General features: G+C 43.2%; 16 protein-coding genes. 12 read left to right on the top strand and 4 right to left on the bottom strand.

Going from position 1 to position 20841, the window contains the following annotated elements:
* Positions 1–77 precede the first annotated feature (77 nt).
* Positions 78–680, bottom strand: coding sequence for a precorrin-6Y C5,15-methyltransferase subunit CbiT (cbiT, locus tag IM676_RS08165; RefSeq protein ID WP_200989725.1), 603 nt, complete (start codon positions 678–680; stop codon positions 78–80).
* Between the two features lie 94 nt (positions 681–774).
* On the opposite strand from cbiT, the gene IM676_RS08160 reads away from it, so the two are divergent.
* Positions 775–2175: a serine/threonine protein kinase gene (locus IM676_RS08160; protein WP_200989724.1), complete on the top strand. Its 1401-nt coding sequence runs from the start codon at positions 775–777 to the stop codon at positions 2173–2175.
* Between the two features lie 327 nt (positions 2176–2502).
* Complete coding sequence (gene tatA / locus IM676_RS08155) at positions 2503–2667, top strand: twin-arginine translocase TatA/TatE family subunit (RefSeq protein WP_200989723.1); 165 nt, start codon at positions 2503–2505, stop codon at positions 2665–2667.
* A gap of 71 nt (positions 2668–2738) precedes the next feature.
* Here the strand turns inward: tatA and cphA are convergent, their stop codons facing one another.
* Together cphA and IM676_RS08145 are read right to left on the bottom strand one after the other, a co-directional pair.
* Positions 2739–5441, bottom strand: coding sequence for a cyanophycin synthetase (gene cphA / locus IM676_RS08150; protein WP_200990129.1), 2703 nt, complete (start codon positions 5439–5441; stop codon positions 2739–2741).
* A gap of 179 nt (positions 5442–5620) precedes the next feature.
* Positions 5621–6484: a cyanophycinase gene (locus tag IM676_RS08145; protein WP_200989722.1), complete on the bottom strand. Its 864-nt coding sequence runs from the start codon at positions 6482–6484 to the stop codon at positions 5621–5623.
* A gap of 642 nt (positions 6485–7126) precedes the next feature.
* Between IM676_RS08145 and trmD the strand changes: the two genes are divergently transcribed.
* The 7 genes from trmD (at position 7127) to IM676_RS08110 (ending at position 14680) form a co-directional block, all read left to right on the top strand.
* Entirely contained in the window at positions 7127–7852 is a 726-nt protein-coding gene (trmD, locus tag IM676_RS08140; RefSeq protein WP_200989721.1) for a tRNA (guanosine(37)-N1)-methyltransferase TrmD, read from the top strand.
* A 26-nt stretch (positions 7853–7878) separates the two neighbouring features.
* Positions 7879–8361 carry a 2-C-methyl-D-erythritol 2,4-cyclodiphosphate synthase gene (ispF, locus tag IM676_RS08135; RefSeq protein WP_200989720.1) on the top strand — a complete coding sequence of 161 codons (483 nt, stop codon included), beginning with the start codon at positions 7879–7881 and terminating at the stop codon, positions 8359–8361.
* Positions 8362–8397: 36 nt separating this feature from the next.
* Entirely contained in the window at positions 8398–10182 is a 1785-nt protein-coding gene (locus IM676_RS08130; RefSeq protein WP_200989719.1) for an ABC transporter substrate-binding protein, read from the top strand.
* A gap of 28 nt (positions 10183–10210) precedes the next feature.
* Entirely contained in the window at positions 10211–10987 is a 777-nt protein-coding gene (gene larB / locus IM676_RS08125; RefSeq protein WP_200989718.1) for a nickel pincer cofactor biosynthesis protein LarB, read from the top strand.
* 10 nt (positions 10988–10997) lie between these two features.
* The gene (gene argH, locus IM676_RS08120; protein ID WP_200989717.1) at positions 10998–12383 is read left to right on the top strand and encodes an argininosuccinate lyase; all 1386 of its coding nucleotides are present in this window, start codon (positions 10998–11000) and stop codon (positions 12381–12383) included.
* A gap of 928 nt (positions 12384–13311) precedes the next feature.
* Positions 13312–13803 carry an NUDIX hydrolase gene (locus tag IM676_RS08115; RefSeq protein WP_200989716.1) on the top strand — a complete coding sequence of 164 codons (492 nt, stop codon included), beginning with the start codon at positions 13312–13314 and terminating at the stop codon, positions 13801–13803.
* Between the two features lie 37 nt (positions 13804–13840).
* Positions 13841–14680, top strand: coding sequence for an alpha/beta fold hydrolase (locus IM676_RS08110; protein ID WP_200989715.1), 840 nt, complete (start codon positions 13841–13843; stop codon positions 14678–14680).
* An 18-nt stretch (positions 14681–14698) separates the two neighbouring features.
* Here the strand turns inward: IM676_RS08110 and IM676_RS08105 are convergent, their stop codons facing one another.
* Positions 14699–15505 carry a pantothenate kinase gene (locus tag IM676_RS08105; RefSeq protein WP_225880474.1) on the bottom strand — a complete coding sequence of 269 codons (807 nt, stop codon included), beginning with the start codon at positions 15503–15505 and terminating at the stop codon, positions 14699–14701.
* Between the two features lie 109 nt (positions 15506–15614).
* On the opposite strand from IM676_RS08105, the gene IM676_RS08100 reads away from it, so the two are divergent.
* From IM676_RS08100 to IM676_RS08090, 3 genes are all read left to right on the top strand, one after another.
* The gene (locus IM676_RS08100; protein ID WP_200989714.1) at positions 15615–17330 is read left to right on the top strand and encodes a diflavin flavoprotein; all 1716 of its coding nucleotides are present in this window, start codon (positions 15615–15617) and stop codon (positions 17328–17330) included.
* 47 nt (positions 17331–17377) lie between these two features.
* Complete coding sequence (locus IM676_RS08095) at positions 17378–19096, top strand: diflavin flavoprotein (protein WP_200989713.1); 1719 nt, start codon at positions 17378–17380, stop codon at positions 19094–19096.
* 394 nt (positions 19097–19490) lie between these two features.
* The gene (locus tag IM676_RS08090) at positions 19491–20813 is read left to right on the top strand and encodes an efflux RND transporter periplasmic adaptor subunit (protein WP_200989712.1); all 1323 of its coding nucleotides are present in this window, start codon (positions 19491–19493) and stop codon (positions 20811–20813) included.
* The last annotated feature ends 28 nt before the right edge of the window (positions 20814–20841 follow it).

The following is a 20841-nucleotide window of genomic DNA, read 5'->3' as shown; positions in this document are numbered from 1 at the left end:
AGTATGAAGTATAAAGGATGAAGTCCGAGGTATGAGGTGTCATTTGTCCTTGATACCTCAGTTTTCTTCCCCCTAAACTAGTCTAGTTTCTCACCACTCAGGATAAAAATAGGATCAACAGCCACAAAGGTTTGAGAAAATCCCCGCGTCTCCAAGCGGTTGACAGCAGACTGGACAACTTCAACATTTCGAGCTAGCAACAGGGAGAAGCTTTGGGAAATAGCATATAGTCCTTCTAGATTAGCAGCTGTGGCCACAACCCTACCTGATGGGGGCAAATAATGCCATACGGCTGGCAAAATATCCTCTATGGGTTTTCCACCCTCAATGCAAACCCGATCAGGGACTAACTTGATCTCCTGTAAACAGTCTGGGGCGCTACCTTGAATTATTTCCACATTTTTGACTTCAAAGCGATGGCAGTTGCGCTGAATTAAGTTGGCTACATCTTCATCCCGTTCTACTGCTATAATGTGTCCGTTAGGACATAGTAGTCCAGCTTCTACGGGGATTGTCCCGGTTCCCGCGCCAATATCCCATAATACTGAATCAGATTTGAGCCGCAGTTGGGAAATTAATAATAGTCGCAGTTCTCGCTGACTGAAGGGAATACCCGGTAAATGCTCAAATAATTCATCGGGAATACCAGGAGTAGTATAAGGCCAAAGTTGGGAAGGCATAGAAAGACACAATTATACTAAAGGTATCAGCTTGCCCAATTTGACAAGCCATAAGCTGAAAAAGCTTGAAAACTTAGCGTTATTAGCAATCATAATGGTCAGCGAAATCTTAGGCGATCGCTACGAAGTCCAGCAGCTATTAGGAAAGAAATCAGGGCGACGGACGTTTTTAGCCAGGGATCAAATCACCAGGGAGTTAGTAATCGTCAAGTTACTTTCTTTGAGCAGTGACTTTGAATGGGATGATCTCAAGCTATTTGAGCGAGAAGCCAAAATTTTAAAGTCTTTATCCCATCCCGCTATCCCCAGTTATCTAGACTATTTTGAAGTAAATTTACCCAATCTTAAAGGATTTGCTCTAGTACAAAGCTATATTTCGGGTCAAACTTTAGAACAATACATCAAAGTTGGACGGACTTTTACAGAATCTGAAATCAAACAGGTAGCCACAGAGCTTTTAGAAATTCTCATCTACCTACATGGGCTGCATCCACCTGTGATTCACCGTGATATTAAGCCTAGCAATATTTTATTGGGTGAGCGTTCTGCTCATAATGTCGGTCAAGTTTACCTAGTAGATTTTGGTTCTGTGCAAACTGTACTTGGTACAGAAGGCGGGACTAGAACTGTGGTCGGAACATATGGCTATATGCCTCCAGAGCAATTTGGGGAGCGTACTGTTCCAGCTTCTGACCTTTATAGTTTAGGCGCAACACTAATTTATTTGGTTACGGGAACTCATCCAGCAGATTTACCTCACAAAGATTTTCGCATTCAGTTTGAGCAAGTAACTCACCTGAGTCCAGGCTTGACTCGCTGGTTAAGGTGGATGACTGAACCAACGCTAGAACGGCGACCAAGTTCTGCTTTAGAAGCTTTGAAAGCTTTGAATGAGTCGCAGTTGAAAAGCCCCCTCCCTTTAAATCCTTTAAATATGGTTAAACCTGTGGGGAGTAAAATTCAACTTTCCCAGAATTGGGATCATCTAGAAATTCTCATCCCATCGGCTGGTTGGAAGTTTTCGATGTTATTCACTGGGTTGTTTGCGATCGCTTGGAATTCTTTTATCCTGTTTTGGACAATTGGGGCGCTATCAGCTCCCTTTCCCATCAATCTTCCCTTTGCCTTATTCTCATTACCTTTTTGGGCTGCTGGTGGTTCCATGTTGTATTCGTTGTTTCTGTCTCTATTTAGACGCACCCGTATGCGTTTCGATCACCAGCAAATGACCTTTACTTATGAATTATTCGGCTTTAAATGGTATGGTTTCCCCCCAGCGCCTCGGGAAAATATTACTAAGATTGCTTATATTCCTCAATACGTTGTCAAAGGTTCTGAGGGTGATAGTCTCAAACCCGCAAAGTTAGAAATTTGGGTGGGAGTGAGAAAATACGCTTTGAGTGTTAATGATGGTGCTATTCAATCTGAAGCGGAACTGGAATGGCTAGCTCATGAATTAAGTGATTGGTTAAATATCCCCATTGAGAAAGCATAGACTCACCAAACCAAAAACAATTTAAAAGTCAGCCCAATGGCAAGTTGAAAAATACTTGTTTTGAGCATCTAGGGTGTCTTGCTTTGCCAGCACAGTTAAACGTTGATTTGTAAACTTTCTGACAATCTCACCTCTTGAGACGTGGTGAGTGTCAAATTCAAAGTACAACTGGGAAAAGATTCTAAAATTTTTACTGCTTTGGTCTCACATGGGAGATACTCTCAAAGAAACCCAAATATTGCTTATCTATTGAGATAAACTTGGTATGAGAGGATTTTATAATATAAAATTATGTCTTTAATTATACTTTAACAAAGGATAACCATAATGTTTGGACTAGGATGGCCGGAAGTAGTGATAATTGCCATTGTAGCTATCGTAATTTTTGGCCCTAAAAAAATTCCTGAATTGGGAAATGCATTGGGTAAAACCTTACGGGGTTTCAAGGAAGAATTGAAATCTCAGGATGATGACACCCAGGGTAATGACTAAGGTGGGGTAGCCATAGGATAACAGCAATGTTTAGAAGTAGAGACGCCATAGATTCGTCTCTACAACCCCAACTAAGGTAAAGTCTTGATCACAGAAGATGTCATCCCGTTTTGAGTATCTACGATTGTCGTGGAGGTGCTTTGTGGCTGTACCTCCTCTGTTACTAAACCCCGCAGCTTGATTAACTTGATGGCTCGATTCACACTTTCTGGCAAAATTACCACTAGACTGTTATCGGGAGCCATATCTAAAGCTTGATTAATTGCTGTCGTTTCATCCAAAACTGACTCATAACGACAATTTGGATTAACTTGGGTGATACCGTTGGTAATCAGTTCCGCAGCTGACCCACGCGATCGCCCCCTAGTGTCATCATCTTCTTTGACAATAATATAGTCAAAAATCTCTGCCGACAATTTTCCCAAGGTGACAAAATCTTCATCCCGGCGATCGCCCGGACCACCGACAACGCCAATGCGTTCTCCCGTAGTCCAATTTCGCACAAAAGAACCTAAAGCCTCATAACTGGCGGGATTGTGAGCGTAGTCTACCAAAGCATGATACTTGCCCAAATTAAATAAATTCATTCTTCCCGGGGTTTGACTCACCGAAGCCCGGAAAGTCTTCAACCCGGCGCGAATCTGTTCTATGGTCACATCCTGGACAAAAGCCGCCAAACTAGCCGCCAAAGCATTAGCAATCATAAAACCGGCTCGTCCGCCCATGGTCAAGGGAATATTTTCGGCTCTTTCTATGCGGTGTGTCCAATCGCCCTTAACAATAGACAGATAGCCATTTTCATAAACTGCCGCGACACCGCCCTGTTGTACATGCTGACGCACCAACTCAGCATCAGGATTCATAGTAAAATACGCAACATTAGCTTTAGTTTTCTGGGCCATAGCTGCTACCCGATGGTCATCGGCATTGAGCACCGCATAACCGTCAGGAAATACGGCTTCTGCTACTACACTCTTTAAATTAGCCAACTGCTCAATGGTATCTATGTCACCTATACCCAAATGATCAGCGGCTACATTCAATACTACACCGACATTAGCCATATCAAAACCTACACCAGAGCGGAGGATTCCACCGCGAGCAGTTTCCAGCACTGCCACCTCCACAGTGGGATCTTCCAAAATCACATGGGCGCTTTGGGGGCCAGTATTATCTCCTGACTCTACTAAGTATTCACCGATATAAGTTCCATCTGTAGTTGTATATCCTATTACTTTACCCGTCTGCTTATAAATATGCGCCAACAGTCGAGTAGTGGTAGTTTTACCATTAGTCCCTGTGATGCTTAAAATCGGAATCCGACTCGATTGTTCATGGGGAAACAGCATATCTATCACTGCTCCTGCAACGTTCCGGGGTATTCCTTGACTCGGGGCTACATGCATCCGGAATCCTGGGGCAGCATTGACCTCTACAATTACCCCATCTACCTCACGCAAGGGACGGCTAATATCTGTAGTGACAATATCCAATCCGGCTACATCCAATCCGATAATTTTTACCACCCTTTGAGCCAACCAGACATTTTCCGGGTGGATTTCATCTGTGCGGTCGATAGCACTTCCCCCGGTGCTTAAATTAGCTGTTGCCCTTAAATAACAAATTGTTCCTTTAGGTGGTACGCTCTTAAGGGTTAAGCCCTGCCTTTCTAATAATTGGTAGCTGCTACGGTCTAATTCAATCTTTGTGAGGATATTATCATGTCCCTCACCACGATTAGGATCTTGATTAGTTTCCTCGATCAGTTGAGCAATAGTAGACCGACCATCCCCGACAACATGAGCGGGAACTCTTTCTGCTACGGCTACCACTTTACCATCTACAACCAGCACTCGATGGTCTCGCCCTGGGTAATAGCGCTCAACAATAATAGAGCGAGAAATCAGTCTAGCTGATTCATAAGCGGCTTCGGCTTCATCCCAGTCTCTGATATCAATGGTAATTCCACGCCCGTGGTTACCATCTGATGGTTTGATCACAATAGGATAGCCACCCACATATTCAATAGCCTCTTCTAAATCATCAAAAAAGTTGATTACTGTACCTTTGGGTACTGGGGCTCCAGAGGCGGCCAGAATGCGCTTGGTAGCTTCCTTATCGCAAGCTAATTCCACTCCCAAAATTCCGGTATTACCAGTCATCGTTGCTTGTATCCGCTTCTGATTCACTCCGTAACCTAATTGAATCAAAAACCGGGCACTCAACTGTGTCCAGGGAATACCTCTTTTTTCAGCTTCTTTGATAATTGCTTCAGTGGAAGGACCTAAAGAAGACTCACGCCATAAATCTTGTAGGTCTAGAATATCTTGCTCGAGTTCTGCTTTTGGATAACGACCTCTATCAACGATACTTTGGCACAGCCGTACAGCCGCTCTAGCCGAGTACCGTCCTGCTTCCTCATTCAGATACTCGATCACTACCTGAAAAATTCCAGGTGTGGCAGTTTCGCGGGTGCGCCCAAAGCCGACATGCATTCCGGCTAATTCCTGCAGTTCTAAGGCTACGTGTTCCACTATGTGGCCCATCATAGTTCCTTCCTTAACCCGCATCAAAAAACCGCCACGACATCCGGGGGAGCAGTAATGACCTTCCAGACTTGGCAGAGCCTCGACTAATCCTTCATAAAAGCCAGGGATTTGATTCGAGGGCGTCTCGGCAAGGTTCTCTAAGTCGAGGCGCATAACGATTAGCTTGTGGCGTCGAATGCTCCAGTAGTTTGGGCCACGTAAGGTCTGGATCTTGAGGATTCTCATGGGAATAGGTAGATGGAGATTCGGAACCAAAATTCTAGTTTCTTACTCAAATTGACTGCTAAACTGTTTATGGTGAACAGTTTTTGTGTCAACATCAGCGGGGCTACTAACAAAACAGGGTTATTGGTGATTGGGGGAGTTTCGTCTTTTGGGAATTTTAATTTTTCCTCCCCCTGTTTTTACCGGTCAATGCGGTACACAGCAGGTAATACAGTGCGCTGATATAAGTGAAAGCGATCGCCATAGCTCAGAATGTGCAATCGTAAATTATGCACTGTGAGGGGTTCATTGGCGCCCACGTGAGGCTCATTAGTATGGGTTACTTCTGTGGGATCGACAATAGTGACACTTCCTTTACCCACAACTTGCAGCCAACCATCACGTTCAAAGACAGCACAAGTATCCTCATCGATTCCAATCCCTAGACGATCGGGATGAGCCGCGATCGCACTAATCAATCGACCCATGCGATTACGATTGTGAAAATGCTGGTCAACAATCACTTCCGGGATAAACCCCAAACCCGTTGCCATATCGACCAAGGAACGATTTGGAGTTTCACCGCTACCACCGCCAGCAATCATATGATGCCCCATAACTGCGGCTCCAGCACTAGTACCTGCCAGCGTCAATTGTCCTGATCGTACCCGTTGGCGGATAATTTCCATAGCTGGGGTATCCGATAGTACCCCACAAAGACGCAATTGGTCGCCTCCTGTGAGAAATACACCACTACAGGATTCCAGGGATTCTTTTACCAGGCTTGTTTCACACTGTTCACGCTCCCGGATGTCTAAAATCTCGACTTTGTCTGCACCCATTTCTTCAAATAGGCGAATATATCTACCACCGATGATAGCTGGTTCCCGAGAAGCGGATGGAATAATTGTAATATAGGCCTTACTAGCACCAGCACGGCCAAAAAAAGTTCTCAGGATATCGCGTCCATGAACTTTATCTTCTGCGCCTCCGATAACCAGAACGGCGGTTTTAGTTGCTTGGGGTGTCCTCATTTCCAGCGATTTAGCTTTTAATTGCGGCATTATGTTTCTCCTGTCAACAACTTCAGGTGAATATAACAAGGTATGGCTATGGACACTCAGGGGGATGGCTAACACCAAGAAAGTGATTACACTTTGCTTTTTAGGGGAGAAACTTCTCCGAAAGTTAGGTTCGGGTAACTTGCCGATTTAACTTTTGGTACGATCCACATCTTATTCCAGCCTCTCCGTCAGGATAAGCCTTAATATTCATGTGTTGTTGACTGTTCCTCAAAGCCGGTGCCTTGTTGTTCACCTGTACACTTTTTCCAGACTGGCAAAATAATGCTTGGGAGACCACAGATGACACTTCTGTTCAGTGGGTTTCCCCTGTTTGTAGAAATGTCTGTTTCCCCTCTGGTATTGCGGTCTATCAGGTTTTAACACGCTTTTCTTGAGGCTGGGCCTATGCAGCCACTGAAGTTGTTAACTTGGTCAGATTATTAATTTAAATGTAGTTGTGACAATATTTAAACATAAATTAAGTAATTAGAAAAACTTTTCATCCTACTAAAATCACGAGATTTCCTGAGATCGTTCAGAAAATCCTCTTGATTAAACTTATCTGTAGTTCTATCCTACATTGAGCGATTGTGTTTGCTAGACATTCAAATTTAAGATTAGTGTTCTCCAATACGAATTACTGTGCGCTTTGATATAGTTACACTTTTTCCTGACTGTTTTACCTCAGTTTTAAGTTCTGGTCTGCTGGGTAAAGCCTTAGCTAAACGGATTGCTCAAGTCAATCTGCTTAATCCCAGGGATTTTACCACCGATAAGCACCATAAGGCTGACGATGAACCCTATGGTGGCGGGGTGGGGATGCTGATGAAGCCAGAACCAATATTTGCTGCTGTGGAGTCTTTACCAACTCTACCCCGTAGAGAGATTATTTTTATGAGTCCCCAGGGTCAAACCATCAATCAACCCCTATTGAAAGAATTGGCTGGGAATTATGACCAGCTAGTAGTCATCTGCGGCCATTACGAAGGGGTAGATGAGAGGGTACTCCATTTAGTCACTCGGGAGATATCTTTAGGAGATTTTATTCTGACCGGGGGAGAAATTCCAGCTATGGCATTGCTCAATGGTGTAGTCAGGCTTCTACCAGGTACTGTGGGCAAAGTCGAGTCCTTGAAGGTAGAAAGTTTTGAGGAGGGATTGCTAGATTATCCCCAGTATACTCGCCCGGCTGATTTTCGTGGTTTGAAAGTTCCTGATGTCCTACTATCTGGAAATCATCAGGAAATAGCCCGATGGCGATATCAGCAACAAATCAAAAGGACAGCCGAGCGCCGTCCTGACTTGCTGCAAAAATGGCTAGAGCAGAACCAGCAATCTGGGGAAAAGACATTCTCCAATGACCAATAATCACCACCAACTAATCAATCATAAACATGAATATTCGCATTGGTAACGGCTACGATATCCACAAATTAGTCAGCGATCGCCCTCTAATTTTAGGCGGAATCCCTATTCCTCACGAATTGGGTTTATTAGGGCATAGTGACGCTGATGTCCTGACTCACGCCATTATGGATGCTATGTTGGGGGCATTATCCTTGGGGGATATTGGTCATTATTTTCCCCCCAGCGATCCCCAATGGGCAGGGGCTGATAGTTTAATACTATTAACTCAAGTACATCAATTGGTTAAAAATCAAGGTTGGCAAATTGGAAATATTGACTCGGTAGTGGTAGCAGAGCGTCCGAAATTAAAACCTTATATTGAAAAAATGCGAGCCAAGTTAGCCGCCATTTTAGAATTAGCACCCAATCAAATTGGCATCAAAGCTACCACTAACGAAAAATTAGGGCCTGTGGGGCGGGAAGAAGGTATATGTGCTTATGCGGTAGTTTTATTGTCTGCTAAAAACTGATTAGTCAATTTATTTAATAAAACTAAACGAGAAGTTATGATATTCACTAATAAAATATCTAACCAAATAAAACGTTTTTGGTTAGTCGTAACTCTAGTTGGTTTTACAGCCATGACAATCATAGCTTGTAACCCATCTAAATTTGAAACTAAATCTGCACAAGTAGCGCAGTTAGTCAACAGCATTCTCAGTGATCCGAAAACCTTTAACTATGCGCTGAGTTCGGAATTTCCTAATATTTTCGGTTTAACTTACGAGGGATTAACTACCCAGAATCCCATCACAGGGGAAATTGAACCGGTGTTAGCAGAATCATGGTCAGTTACTGATGATGAATTAGGGTTTATTTTCACCCTCCGAGAGGGTTTAAAATGGTCGGATGGGCAAGAAATAACAGCAGATGACGTTGTTTTCACGTTTAACGACATTTATCTCAATGAAGAAATTCCCACAGATACTAGGGATATTCTGAGAATAGGTGAAAGTCGGACATTACCTAAGGTAGAAAAAATTGATGACCGTCGGGTTAAATTCACGACTCCAGAACCATTTGCGCCCTTTTTAGGGGCTTTAGGAATACCAATTTTACCCGCCCATGTCCTAGAAGAATCCATTACAACAAAAGACACCGAAGGTAAGCCTACATTTCTCTCCAAGTGGGGCGTTGATACTCCTGTGGATGAAATCATCGTCAATGGTCCCTACAAATTAGAGCGTTATGATACTAGTCAGCGGGTAATTTTCCGACGCAACCCCTATTATTGGCGTCAAGATCCACAAGGAAAATCTCAACCTTATATTGAACGGATAGTATGGCCAATTGTGGAATCCACAGATACTTCAATGCTGCAATTCCGTTCTGGTGGTTTAGATGCTGTGGGAGTGACACCAGATTACTTTTCTTTGCTCAAAAAGCAAGAAAAACAGGGGAATTTCACCATCTATAACGGGGGTCCAGCTACTGGAACCTCATTTGTTGTGTTTAATCTCAACAAAGGTAGAAGAGATGGTAAACCTTTAGTAGACCCGATCAAGTCTCGTTGGTTTAATACAGTTGAATTTCGGCAAGCAGTAGCTTATGCTATTGACCGCCAAACGATGATTAATAATACTTTTCGCGGCTTGGGTCAAACTCAAGACTCACCCATTACCATCCAGAGTCCCTTTTATCTATCTCCGGAAGAGGGACTGAAAACTTACGATTACAATCCTGAAAAAGCTAAAGAATTGCTCCAACAGGCTGGATTTAAATATAATACCCAAGGTCAACTATTAGATGCTCAAGATAATCGCGTTCGTTTCACTTTACTAACCAATGCAGGAAACAGAATCCGCGAAGCAATGGGGGCACAAATTAGACAAGATTTAGGCAAAATTGGGATGCAGGTTGATTTCACACCCCTGGCATGGAATACTTACACAAATAAGCTAGCTAATACTCTAGATTGGGATGCTTCTTTACTAGGGTTGACAGGTGGGTTAGAACCCAATAATGGCGCCAACGTCTGGTCACCCGAAGGGGGATTACATATGTTTAATCAAAAACCCCAAGCAGGACAAAAGCCAATAGAAGGTTGGGAAGTAGCTCCTTGGGAGGCGAGAATTGGTGAACTTTACATTCAAGCGGCCAGGGAATTAGACGAAGCCAAACGTAAAGAAATTTATGCACAGACTCAGAGGATTAGCCAAGAATATTTACCGTTTATCTATTTGGTTAATCCTTACTCATTGTCAGCAGTGCGAAATAAATTTGAAAATCTTCAGTATTCAGCTTTAGGTGGCCCATTCTGGAACATTTATGAAATCAAAATGACCTCCTAATTTTCCCATTCCCTCATTGAAAATTACCGTGACTCAACCTGAAAGTTTGCGATCGCTCTTAGAAGCGGTTGCTAATGGTCAAGTAACCCCAGATATAGCCTTAGACTCCCTAAGGAATTTGTCTTATGAATCTGTGGGTGAGTTTGCCAAAATTGACCACCATCGCCAAATCAGAACTGGGTTCCCCGAAGTCATTTGGGGACCAGGTAAGACTCCAGAGCAGATTGTACAAATTATGCAGGTGATGCGCCACCGTAATCAGGTAGTAATGGCTACCCGAATTGAACCAGGAGTTTATACTGCACTGCAACCCAAGATTCGGGATTTACGGTATTACGAATTGGCGAGAATTTGCGCCATTAGTCCCCCCAGCATTGAACCAAAAATTGACGGTTTAATTAGTATTCTTTCAGCTGGGACTGCTGACTTACCGGTGGCTGAAGAGTCGGCTGTTACAGCAGAACTTTGCGGTTTACGTGTACAGCGTCTTTGGGATGTGGGTGTGGCGGGGATTCACCGTTTACTAAGTAATCGCCATTTGATTCAATCTTCATCAGTTCTCATCGTTGTGGCGGGAATGGAAGGGGCTTTACCGAGTGTTGTGGCGGGTTTAGCAGATTGTCCAGTGATTGCTGTTCCTACCAGTATTGGCTATGGCGCAAGTTTTGGCGGTTTAGCACCCCTATTGACAATGCTCAACTCCTGTGCAGCTGGTGTAGGGGTGGTGAATATTGATAATGGTTTTGGTGCTGCTGTTCTCGCGGGGCAAATTTTGCGAACAGCTCAGAAAATCAATTCAAAATAAAAGATTATCTATGAAGAAAGAACAAACTTGGAGTCAACGATTTGAATCGGCATTACATCCAGCCATCGCTCGTTTTAATGCCAGTATAGGTTTCGATATCGAGTTAATCGAATATGACCTGACTGGTTCTCAAGCTCATGCCAAGATGTTAGCTCACACAGGTATTATTTCCCCCCTAGAGGGGGAGCAACTGGTAACTGGTTTAGAACAAATTCGCCAAGAATACCGCCAAGGAAAGTTTACTCCGGGGATTGATGCGGAGGATGTGCATTTTGCCGTAGAACGAAGACTAACGGAAATTGTCGGCGATGTCGGTAAGAAGCTACACACCGCGCGATCGCGTAATGATCAAGTTGGTACTGATACCAGACTTTATCTGCGAGACCAAATTCAAGGAATCCGCAGACAAATAAGAGAATTTCAAGGTGCATTAGTGGATATAGCCCAAGAGCACGTTGAAACCTTGATTCCTGGCTATACGCACCTTCAACGCGCCCAACCCGTGAGTTTAGCTCATCACCTGCTGGCATATTTCCACATGGCACAACGTGACTGGGAACGCCTAGGAGATGTAGCTCGCCGGGTAAATGTTTCCCCCTTAGGATGTGGTGCATTGGCGGGGACAACTTTTCCCATTGACAGACATTACACAGCTGAACTATTGCATTTTGACGCTATATATGATAATAGCTTGGACGCGGTGAGCGATCGCGACTTTGTGATTGAATTTCTCTGTGCAGCCAGCTTAATCATGGTTCACCTCAGCCGTCTTGCTGAGGAAATTATTCTCTGGTCGTCGCAAGAATTTGGTTTTGTCACCCTCAAAGATAGCTGTGCCACTGGTTCAAGCATTATGCCCCAAAAGAAAAACCCCGATGTACCAGAATTAGTGCGGGGAAAAACCGGCAGGGTATTTGGTCACCTCCAAGCAATGCTGGTAATTATGAAAGGCCTACCGCTGGCATATAATAAAGACCTGCAAGAGGATAAAGAAGGTTTATTTGACAGTGTTAACACCATCAAAGCTGCTCTTGAATCCATGACAATATTATTACAAGTTGGCTTAGAATTTTGTCCTCAGCGTTTAGCCGCAGCAGTAGCCGAAGACTTCTCTAATGCTACAGATGTGGCGGATTATCTAGCAGCTAAGGGTGTTCCTTTCCGGGAAGCGTACAACCTTGTTGGTCAGGTGGTGAGAACCAGTATTGCTGCTGGTAAACTCTTAAAAGATCTCACATTGGAAGAGTGGCAACAACTGCATCCATCATTTGCTACAGATATCTATGAAGCAATATCACCCCGTCAAGTCGTAGCAGCACGCAATAGCTACGGTGGCACAGGTTTTATACAAGTGAATCAGGCCATTGCTAAAGCCCGCGCTGAAATTGGTAAATAACAATCTTAGAATGCAGGGAATGGGCAAATCTTTTTGCTCTGGCTTATTTCCAATACCGAAGGCCAATTAATAAATCAGGGAGTAGATATATGGTATGTACTCCCTGAAAATTCAAAAACTTAAATAGTTAAGGGTGTCAACAAACAAACTTAGGACTCAGCGTCAGTTGCTGCTGCGCCCTCTTCTTCCTCACTCTTAGGAGGTCTTTGTTGGAACCTTCTCTGCATTCTTCCTGTAGTAGTCCGTTTACGAAACTTTCTGGCATACGCCTGGTTCCGTAGCGCCTTTTCTTTTTTCGGGTTGCGGCGCTTGGCCATGTTCACCTCATTTAATAAACAACAAAAAAGCCCAACTAGGCATTACATAAGGAACATTAGTTACTTATGCCATTAATATAGTTTTAGCCTAGATTACTCATCATATACTTTTAACAGCATATTAGTCTATCATATTTTATTTATTTATTGGCAACTTCCCAGAGCCAGAAGCTGGGGATTTTTTTTACGGAGTAAAATATACATCAAAAAGAACATCTATTTTTAGCTAATATACTCAGGAATTGAATATCCACAAGGCTTTTAGGATACTTAGCCTATGGTTTGGTCGTCACCCAGACTACTTGTTTGTTAACAATACTCACGCACTTGTTCGATCATTTAACGTCGTTATTTGATTGGTGAACCGGAAAAATTTCTCCTTGAGGAAGCCATCTGAAGGACTTCTCTAAAATCGCTGATATTTTATCGCTATACTTAAACTCAGGTGAATATACTCGACATTTGTTTATACGTTATTTATGATTAAACAGTATCAATAATTACCGTATTGTTTAATTTTGGCAATCCATAAGAATATTGATATACTATACAAACTATTCCAAAAAAATCTTATTGCACGATTTCAACCAAATAAATAACTATAAGATTGAATGTTATTGCTTTTTTTTGCAACATTTACCCAGTCCACAAGCAATTTATGGCGTGTAGTACAAACCGTACTAGGACTGATGTTTCGTCATCCCATTACTGGTGCCAGTATCATTCCCATATTACCAGATGGTAGAATTGTGCTGATTAAAAGGCGCGATGATGGCTGCTGGGCGTTACCCGGTGGTATGGTGGATTGGGGAGAGGATATTCCTCAGACAGTGAAACGAGAATTGAGAGAAGAAACTGGACTGGATTTGGTCAACATTAGCCGTTTAGTGGGAGTTTACTCAGCACCTGATCGCGATCCTCGTATTCATTCCATTTGTGTTGTGGTTGAAGCAGAAGTTCAAGGAAAAATGGAGATTCAAGATACTTTGGAAGCTTTGGAAGTCCACGCCTTTGCAGCTGATTCCTTACCTCTAGGACAAATGTCTCATGATCACACGCGCCAGTTACAAGATTATCTGAACGGCTTGACAACACTAGCATAAAAGCTATGGTTGATTATAGATTTAACCTTAACTTAAAGTGTATACACTATTGCGCAACTCCCGCAGAAAATTCACTCAAGGGCTTTTGTTCTGGCGTGAAGCTGGTGAAGGGACTCCTATAATTTTCTTACATAGTGCTTGGAACGATAGTAGTCAATGGATATCCATAGTTGAGTTACTCTCTGATAAGTTCCATTGCTTTGCACCAGATTTATTAGGTTTTGGTGAGTCAGAAAACCCTAATGTTAATTACTCTGTTGATTTGGAGGTAGAGTGTATTGCCGAATTTATTCAAGCTTTGAGATTGGAAAAAGTATACTTGATAGGGTATTCCCTTGGTGCTTGGATTGCTGCTAGCTATGCTTTAAAGTATCCGGATCAAGTTTATGGTTTAGTATTGCTAGCACCAGAAGGTGTAGCTGTAGGAGGAAAGAAAAGATCCTATCACAAAATGCGAAAATTGCTTAAAAGTCGGACTATCCTGTTAAAGATATTCCAATTCTCTAGGCGGTTCAATAAATTTCCGGTGTGGGAAAAACAAGTTAATAAATATTTTAGTTGGCATCAAATTCAGAGGATGTTTGAATGTCCTGCTGCGTGTCAGATTTTTTTTGAGAGGCGAGATTCAGAAATCGAAGCAGAATTACTAGATAAAAGATTGCACCTGATCAAAGCTCCAGTTTTAATTTTACAAGGGGGTTTAGATTTACTAGATGCAGTAGTAAAAAGTCAAACTTACAATACCTTGCTGCCTCAAGTAGAGTTGAAAATAATCCCTCAAGCTGGGAATGAATTACCTGCATCTTGTCCCGAAATTTTAGTGAGCTATATTGAAAATTTCATCGAGACTAATTCCAGTAATTCAAACTTTCTATAGTAATTACCTAAATCTCAACTAACAGAATTTGACTACTTCTCGCATTCCCCAAAAAATTAAATTTGGTTGTACAATTAAGCGCGCTGCAATTTCGGGAAATTGAAATTGGAGATATTTTAATAGTAACCCGTGATCGCCTCCTTTAATCAGGATTTTAGCATCGGGAAATAACTGCCACCAAGAAAGGCAAAAATCTTTAATTCCAGCGAGTAGAGTGTAAATAATTCCACTTTGAATGGCCTCTGGTGTATTCAAGGCAAAACGTGGAGGTAAGCAGGTAATTTCTGTTTGTACCTGTGGTAATTGTCCGGTTTTTTGCCTCAAAGTAGTAAACTGTAAACCGAGTCCCGGTAAAATTGCGCCTCCTATCAAATAGTGGTTAGTATCCGCACCGGTAAAAGTTAGTGCGGTTCCAGCATCAATTACTAGCATAGGAAAACCCAAACTCTTTCCCGCCCCCCACAACGCTAAAGCCCGGTCAATTCCCAAGGTAGGATACATATTTAAGAGGGGAATTTGCTCTAAGGTGAGCACCCTGACATGAGGGTGATTTTGCCAAATTGCCGTTTGCTGAGGTAGGACTGAGGCTAAGAATATAGGAGGATGGGGAGTTTGATCTGGGACTATTTGCTGATTCCTGACATGGGATGGAAAAATTTCTGGTGGTAAATCATCAAGTGTTCGACATTGACATAGTTGCTGTGTCAATGACTCCGCAACATGGTCAGTATCCCAAGTGTGACTGAGGGTTGTACCTGTGAATAGTCCCCAGTGTAGGCGGGAATTCCCAATTTCCAAGGCTAACCAAATATTCTGTGGTTTCACACTTTTAATTTTTTTAACTGTGTCATAGTTTTTTCAATAAAGCTTAACAATCAAGGCGTGTCACAATAAAAGTAGGGGAAAAATACTCATTGCGTCAAGGAGGACAACTATGGTATCAACAACTCAAAAACGGCTCACCATAGAAACTGTGCCAATTGCTCAAGAAACCATGGCAATCCGCTCTTTAGACTGGGACCGCGATCGCTTCGATATTGAGTTTGGTCTGCAAAACGGTACTACCTATAACTCGTTTCTGATTCGTGGTCAGCAGACTGCCTTAGTTGACACTTCCCACCAAAAGTTTCGCCAGTTATATTTTGATGTACTTACAGGATTAATCAATCCCACAGAAATTGATTATCTAATTGTCAGTCACACGGAACCAGACCATAGCGGCTTAGTCAAAGATTTGTTGCAAATGGCCCCAGAAATCACAGTTGTGGCTTCTAAGGTAGCAATCCAGTTTCTAGAAAATTTAGTACATCAGCCGTTTAAACGCCAAGTAGTCAAAAATGGTGACCGCTTAGATTTAGGTAATGGTCATGAATTAGAATTTGTCATCGCCCCCAATTTGCATTGGCCAGATACTATATTCAGCTTCGATCACAAAACCAAAATTCTCTACACTTGTGATGCTTTTGGGCTGCATTATTGCTCAGATAGCACCTTTGATGAGGATTTAGCAGCCATTGAGGCAGATTTTAAATATTACTACGAGTGCTTAATGGGACCTAATGCGCGTTCAGTCCTATCTGCCCTCAAGCGGATGGCGGAACTAAAAACCATTGAGATGATCGCAACTGGTCACGGGCCGTTGTTATCTCACAATGTATCCGAACTCATAGGACGGTACCGCACTTGGAGCCAAAACCAAAGCAAGGCGGAAACCACAGTAGGGATATTTTACGTTTCTGAATACGGTTACGGCGATCGCCTAGCCCAAGCCATTGCCAAAGGTATTAGTAAAACCGATGTGGCGCTAGAAATTGTAGATTTAGGCTCAGGAGTAGACTCACAGGAACTGCGGGAATTAGTCGGTCGGTGTGCAGGAATAGTAGTGGGAACACCTCCGGCGGTGAGTAATGGGAATATCCAAACAGCACTCAGCACCATTTTAGGGTCTGCCAAAGCAAAACAAGCTATCGGTATATTTGAAACTGGCGGCGGAGATGATGAACCCATAGATCCGCTGTTGAATAAGTTCCGTAACTTAGGACTTACATCAGTTTTTCCCGCAATTCGCATTAAGGAAACCCCGACAGAAAATACTTACCAACTGTGCGAGGAGGCGGGTACAGACTTGGGACAGTGGGTAACACGCGATCGCAGTATCAAGGTGATGAAATCCCTGGATACAGATCTAGATAAAGCACTAGGTAGAATCAGTGGCGGACTATATATAATTACCGCCAAAAAAGGTGACATATCCAGCGCCATGTTAGCTTCCTGGGTTGCTCAAGCCAGCTTCCAACCCCTGGGATTGTCCATTGCAGTGGCTAAAGACCGGGCGATTGAATCACTCATGCAAGTAGGCGATCGCTTTGTTCTCAATGTCTTAGAGGAAGGTAATTACCAAAAACTCATGAGACACTTCTTAAAACGCTTCGCCCCCGGTGCTGACCGCTTTGCAGGGGTGAGAACCCAGCCAGCCCAAAACGGCGCACCCATCCTCACGGAGGCTTTAGCCTACATGGAGTGTGAAGTTGTCAGTAGGATGGACTGCGGCGACCACTGGGTAGTATATAGCCACACCTACGAAGGAAGAGTATCCAAACCAGAAGCATTAACAGCTGTTCATCATCGTAAAGTCGGTAACCATTACTAAAACGATGATTGATCACTGTTGACCTGTTAAAAATGAGTTTTAAAACTATGACTTCCTCTGTGGACAAACCCCGTAATGTTCAAGTCCTTCCCATTGGGACAGATACCACAATACTGCGATCGCGCAGTTGGTCAAGACTGAGATTTGAAATTGAATATGCTCTTGCCAAAGGAACCACTGCCAATTCTTATATAATTCAGGGGCAAAAAACTGCTGTCATTGACCCTCCGGGGGAAACATTTACGCAAATTTACTTAGACGCATTGCAGCAACGGATTGATTTAACAACCATTGATTATGTCATCCTCGGTCATGTCAATCCTAATCGCGCCGCCACTCTCAAAGCTTTATGGGCAGTGGCACCCCAGATCACCTTTATTTGTTCTAATCCCGGGGCTAAAAATTTACGCGGTACTTTAGACAATCAAGATGTACCAGTTAAAGTTATGCGGGGGGATGAAACCCTAAACTTGGGCCAAGGTCATGATTTACAATTCATTCCCACCCCTAACCCACGTTATGCAGATCAGCTTTGCACCTACGACCCACAAACAGAAATCCTATACTCAGATAAGCTATTTGGGTCTCATATTTGTGGCGATCAGGTATTTGATGAGGGCTGGGAAACAATCAACGAAGACCGACGCTATTATTTTGATTGTCTAATGGCTCCCCACCCCCGTCAAGTGGAAACAGCATTAGATAAACTTGCCGATTTATCCATCAGAATGTATGCTCCTGGCCATGGCCCCATAGTCCGTTATGGCTTCATCGAACTGACTAAAGCCTATCGCCAATGGCTAAAACAACAAGCCTCAGCAGACTTGACAGTAGCACTAATTTATGCTTCTGCCTACGGAAATACCACCACCTTGGCACAAGCCATCGCTCGTGGTATCACTAAGGCTGGGGTGGGGGTAGAATCGATTAACTGTGAATTTACAGAACCAGAAGAAATCCGGGCGGCCGTGGAAAAGTCTGCTGGTTTTGTCATCGGTTCACCTACTCTTGGCGGTCACGCACCTACTCCGGTGCAAACAGCTTTAGGAATTGTCCTTTCCACAGCTACTAATGATAAACTCTCGGGGGTTTTTGGTTCCTTTGGCTGGAGTGGTGAAGCAGTTGATTTAATTGAAAATAAACTCAAAGACGCTGGATTTCGGTTTGGTTTTGATACTATCCGGGTGAAGTTTAAACCGGATGATACTACCTTACAATTATGTGAACAGGCTGGTACTGACTTTGCTCAAGGACTGAAGAAGGCTAAAAAGGTACGTGTTCCTACCCAACCAGCCACAAATATAGAGCAAGCGGTTGGTAGGATTGTTGGTTCTCTTTGTATTGTGACAGCCAAGGAAGGTGATATATCTAGCGCCATGTTAGCTTCCTGGGTTTCTCAAGCTAGTTTTAATCCTCCAGGTTTAACTGTCGCTCTGGCTAAAGACCGGGCTTTAGAAACCTTGATGCACTCAGGTAATAAGTTTGTCCTCAATATCCTCGAAGAAGGTAAGCATATAGGTTTGATGAAACACTTTCTCAAACCTTTTGCTCCCGGACAAGACCGATTTGCTGATGTTGCAGCTGAACAGTCCGAAAATGGTTCCCCTGTTCTCACTGAGTCTTTAGCATATTTGGAATGCTCCGTACAAAGTCGCTTGGAATCAGGTGACCATTGGCTGGTTTATGCCACGGTAGATAATGGTAAGGTGTTAAGTAAAGATGGTGTAACAGCTGTACATCAACGTAAAACCGGAAGTCATTATTAGAGTCAGGATCTTAGTGGCGTTGTCTGTCTTAGCAGTTACCGCCACTTCCCATCCGACTGGAAACCGTCTATTTTGCACTTGATCAGCTTTGGCGTCAGCGAAAAATGGCGATTTGAGATGGAAAACCACCGAAAGACTGACTATAAATTCAGTAAAACTCTATACTGTAAATATCAGATTACCAAGTCCAAGAAAAAATATTTACGTTTGGACTGGCAAGATAATGGTAAATATTTTATTAACTGCGATAGTGTGATCTTGGCTTAAGCCATAAGTCAAAAATAAAACTAAACAAGCTGTCAGAGTCGCCCGATAGATTCGTGTAAATGTGCATGAGTTGGTAGAAATATACAGTCACTTTCCACAAAAAAACTGTCTTTATTGAGCAAATATCATGATTTTGGCGGTAAAAATTTGTTTTAAACCCACCTATAACGGCTCCGTACTTTCTCTTCCTGCTCCCCTCTGGGCTGCATTAATACTAAGTGTGGGATTATTGACCGTTAGTTGTGGGGAGGTAGCGAAAGAATCTGCTCAGGCGACATCTCAACAAGGTCGTGAGAGACAAAGGAGTAACAATCCTACACCTGTAGATGTAGCGATCGCCCGTACGGACTCCTTAAGGGTTCAACCCAAATATACAGGGAATACCACACCATTTCAAACAGTATCACTGCGATCGCAAGTAGAAGGAAGATTATTGGCTTTGAACTTAGATGTAGGCGATCGAGTACAAAAGGGTGCCAAGGTGGGATTATTAGATGATGCGTTGTTATTAATAGCCTTAAGACAAGCAGAAGCCGAACTAGCAACCCTGAAATCAGAAGTAACCAAGGCAGAAACTCAAGTAAGTAATGCCCGTGCCGAAGTTGCAAGAATGCAGTTAGAATTATCACAAGCTGAGGCTGACTCCCAAAGACAACAGGAACTCTTTGAAGCGGGGGCGATATCCAAACAAACTGCGGAACAAGCACGCACCAAAGCTCTGAGCGCCGCGCAGTTATTAAGAGCATCGCAAGAGCGGGTGCGTACAGAACAGCAAGCTGTCACCACAGCCCAAGGTAGAGTAACTGCGCAACAAGCCGTAGTTGCTCAATTTCAGGAGCGTAAATCCTACTCTCGTTTAGTATCCCCCATCACTGGTGTAATTACACAAAGAGTCACAGAACCCGGTAATCTCCTCCAACCGGGTAATGAAGTTTTACAAATAGCTGACTTTAGCCGTGTAAAAGTTGTAGTTCAAGTGTCGGAATTAGAACTGTCACAAATTGAAGTAGGACAATCAGCACAAGTCACCTTAGATGCTTTCCCCAATGTCACCCTCATAGGTAGAGTCACACGCATCTCACCAGTGGCTGATACAACAGCTCGCTTGATACCAGTAGAGGTAGTGATTCCCAATAACGACAATAAAATTGGTAGTGGACTCTTAGCAAGAGTCAAATTTGAACCCCAGTCATCACAGCGAGTAGTGGTATCGAAATCAGCTATTCAAAAAGAGTCAGAGAGTTCCAACGGTCAAGTATTTGTAATTACACAAACAGAAGGTAAAACCCGGGTGACAGCCCGTGCGGTGACTTTGGGTAACAAAGCTGATGATAAAGTAGAAATTGTATCGGGCTTACAACCAGGTGAACCCTATGTTGATCGTGCCGCTCGGCCTTTAAAAGATGGTGAATCTGTAGTCATTTCAGCCCTGTCAGAAACAGCCCAGTGAGAGATGGTTAGAAAAAGTAGGAAATAAT

This window comes from Anabaenopsis elenkinii CCIBt3563, from assembly GCF_015245355.1.
In the GTDB taxonomy this organism is placed as follows: Bacteria; Cyanobacteriota; Cyanobacteriia; order Cyanobacteriales; family Nostocaceae; genus Anabaenopsis; species Anabaenopsis elenkinii.
The sequence above is the reverse complement of the archived record's forward strand: the minus strand, read 5'-3'. Positions and strand labels throughout refer to the sequence as shown.

What these genes read in the sequence shown, in the direction of transcription:
- IM676_RS08145 (WP_200989722.1), bottom strand. Translation starts at nt 6,484, where the DNA reads ATGCCGCAATTAAAAGCTAAATCGCTGGAAATGAGGACACCCCAAGCA.
- IM676_RS08160 (WP_200989724.1), top strand. Translation starts at nt 775, where the DNA reads ATGGTCAGCGAAATCTTAGGCGATCGCTACGAAGTCCAGCAGCTATTA.
- IM676_RS08100 (WP_200989714.1), top strand. Translation starts at nt 15,615, where the DNA reads ATGGTATCAACAACTCAAAAACGGCTCACCATAGAAACTGTGCCAATT.
- tatA (WP_200989723.1), top strand. Translation starts at nt 2,503, where the DNA reads ATGTTTGGACTAGGATGGCCGGAAGTAGTGATAATTGCCATTGTAGCT.
- IM676_RS08130 (WP_200989719.1), top strand. Translation starts at nt 8,398, where the DNA reads ATGATATTCACTAATAAAATATCTAACCAAATAAAACGTTTTTGGTTA.
- IM676_RS08115 (WP_200989716.1), top strand. Translation starts at nt 13,312, where the DNA reads ATGTTATTGCTTTTTTTTGCAACATTTACCCAGTCCACAAGCAATTTA.
- argH (WP_200989717.1), top strand. Translation starts at nt 10,998, where the DNA reads ATGAAGAAAGAACAAACTTGGAGTCAACGATTTGAATCGGCATTACAT.
- cphA (WP_200990129.1), bottom strand. Translation starts at nt 5,441, where the DNA reads ATGAGAATCCTCAAGATCCAGACCTTACGTGGCCCAAACTACTGGAGC.
- IM676_RS08090 (WP_200989712.1), top strand. Translation starts at nt 19,491, where the DNA reads ATGATTTTGGCGGTAAAAATTTGTTTTAAACCCACCTATAACGGCTCC.
- cbiT (WP_200989725.1), bottom strand. Translation starts at nt 680, where the DNA reads ATGCCTTCCCAACTTTGGCCTTATACTACTCCTGGTATTCCCGATGAA.
- ispF (WP_200989720.1), top strand. Translation starts at nt 7,879, where the DNA reads ATGAATATTCGCATTGGTAACGGCTACGATATCCACAAATTAGTCAGC.
- IM676_RS08095 (WP_200989713.1), top strand. Translation starts at nt 17,378, where the DNA reads ATGACTTCCTCTGTGGACAAACCCCGTAATGTTCAAGTCCTTCCCATT.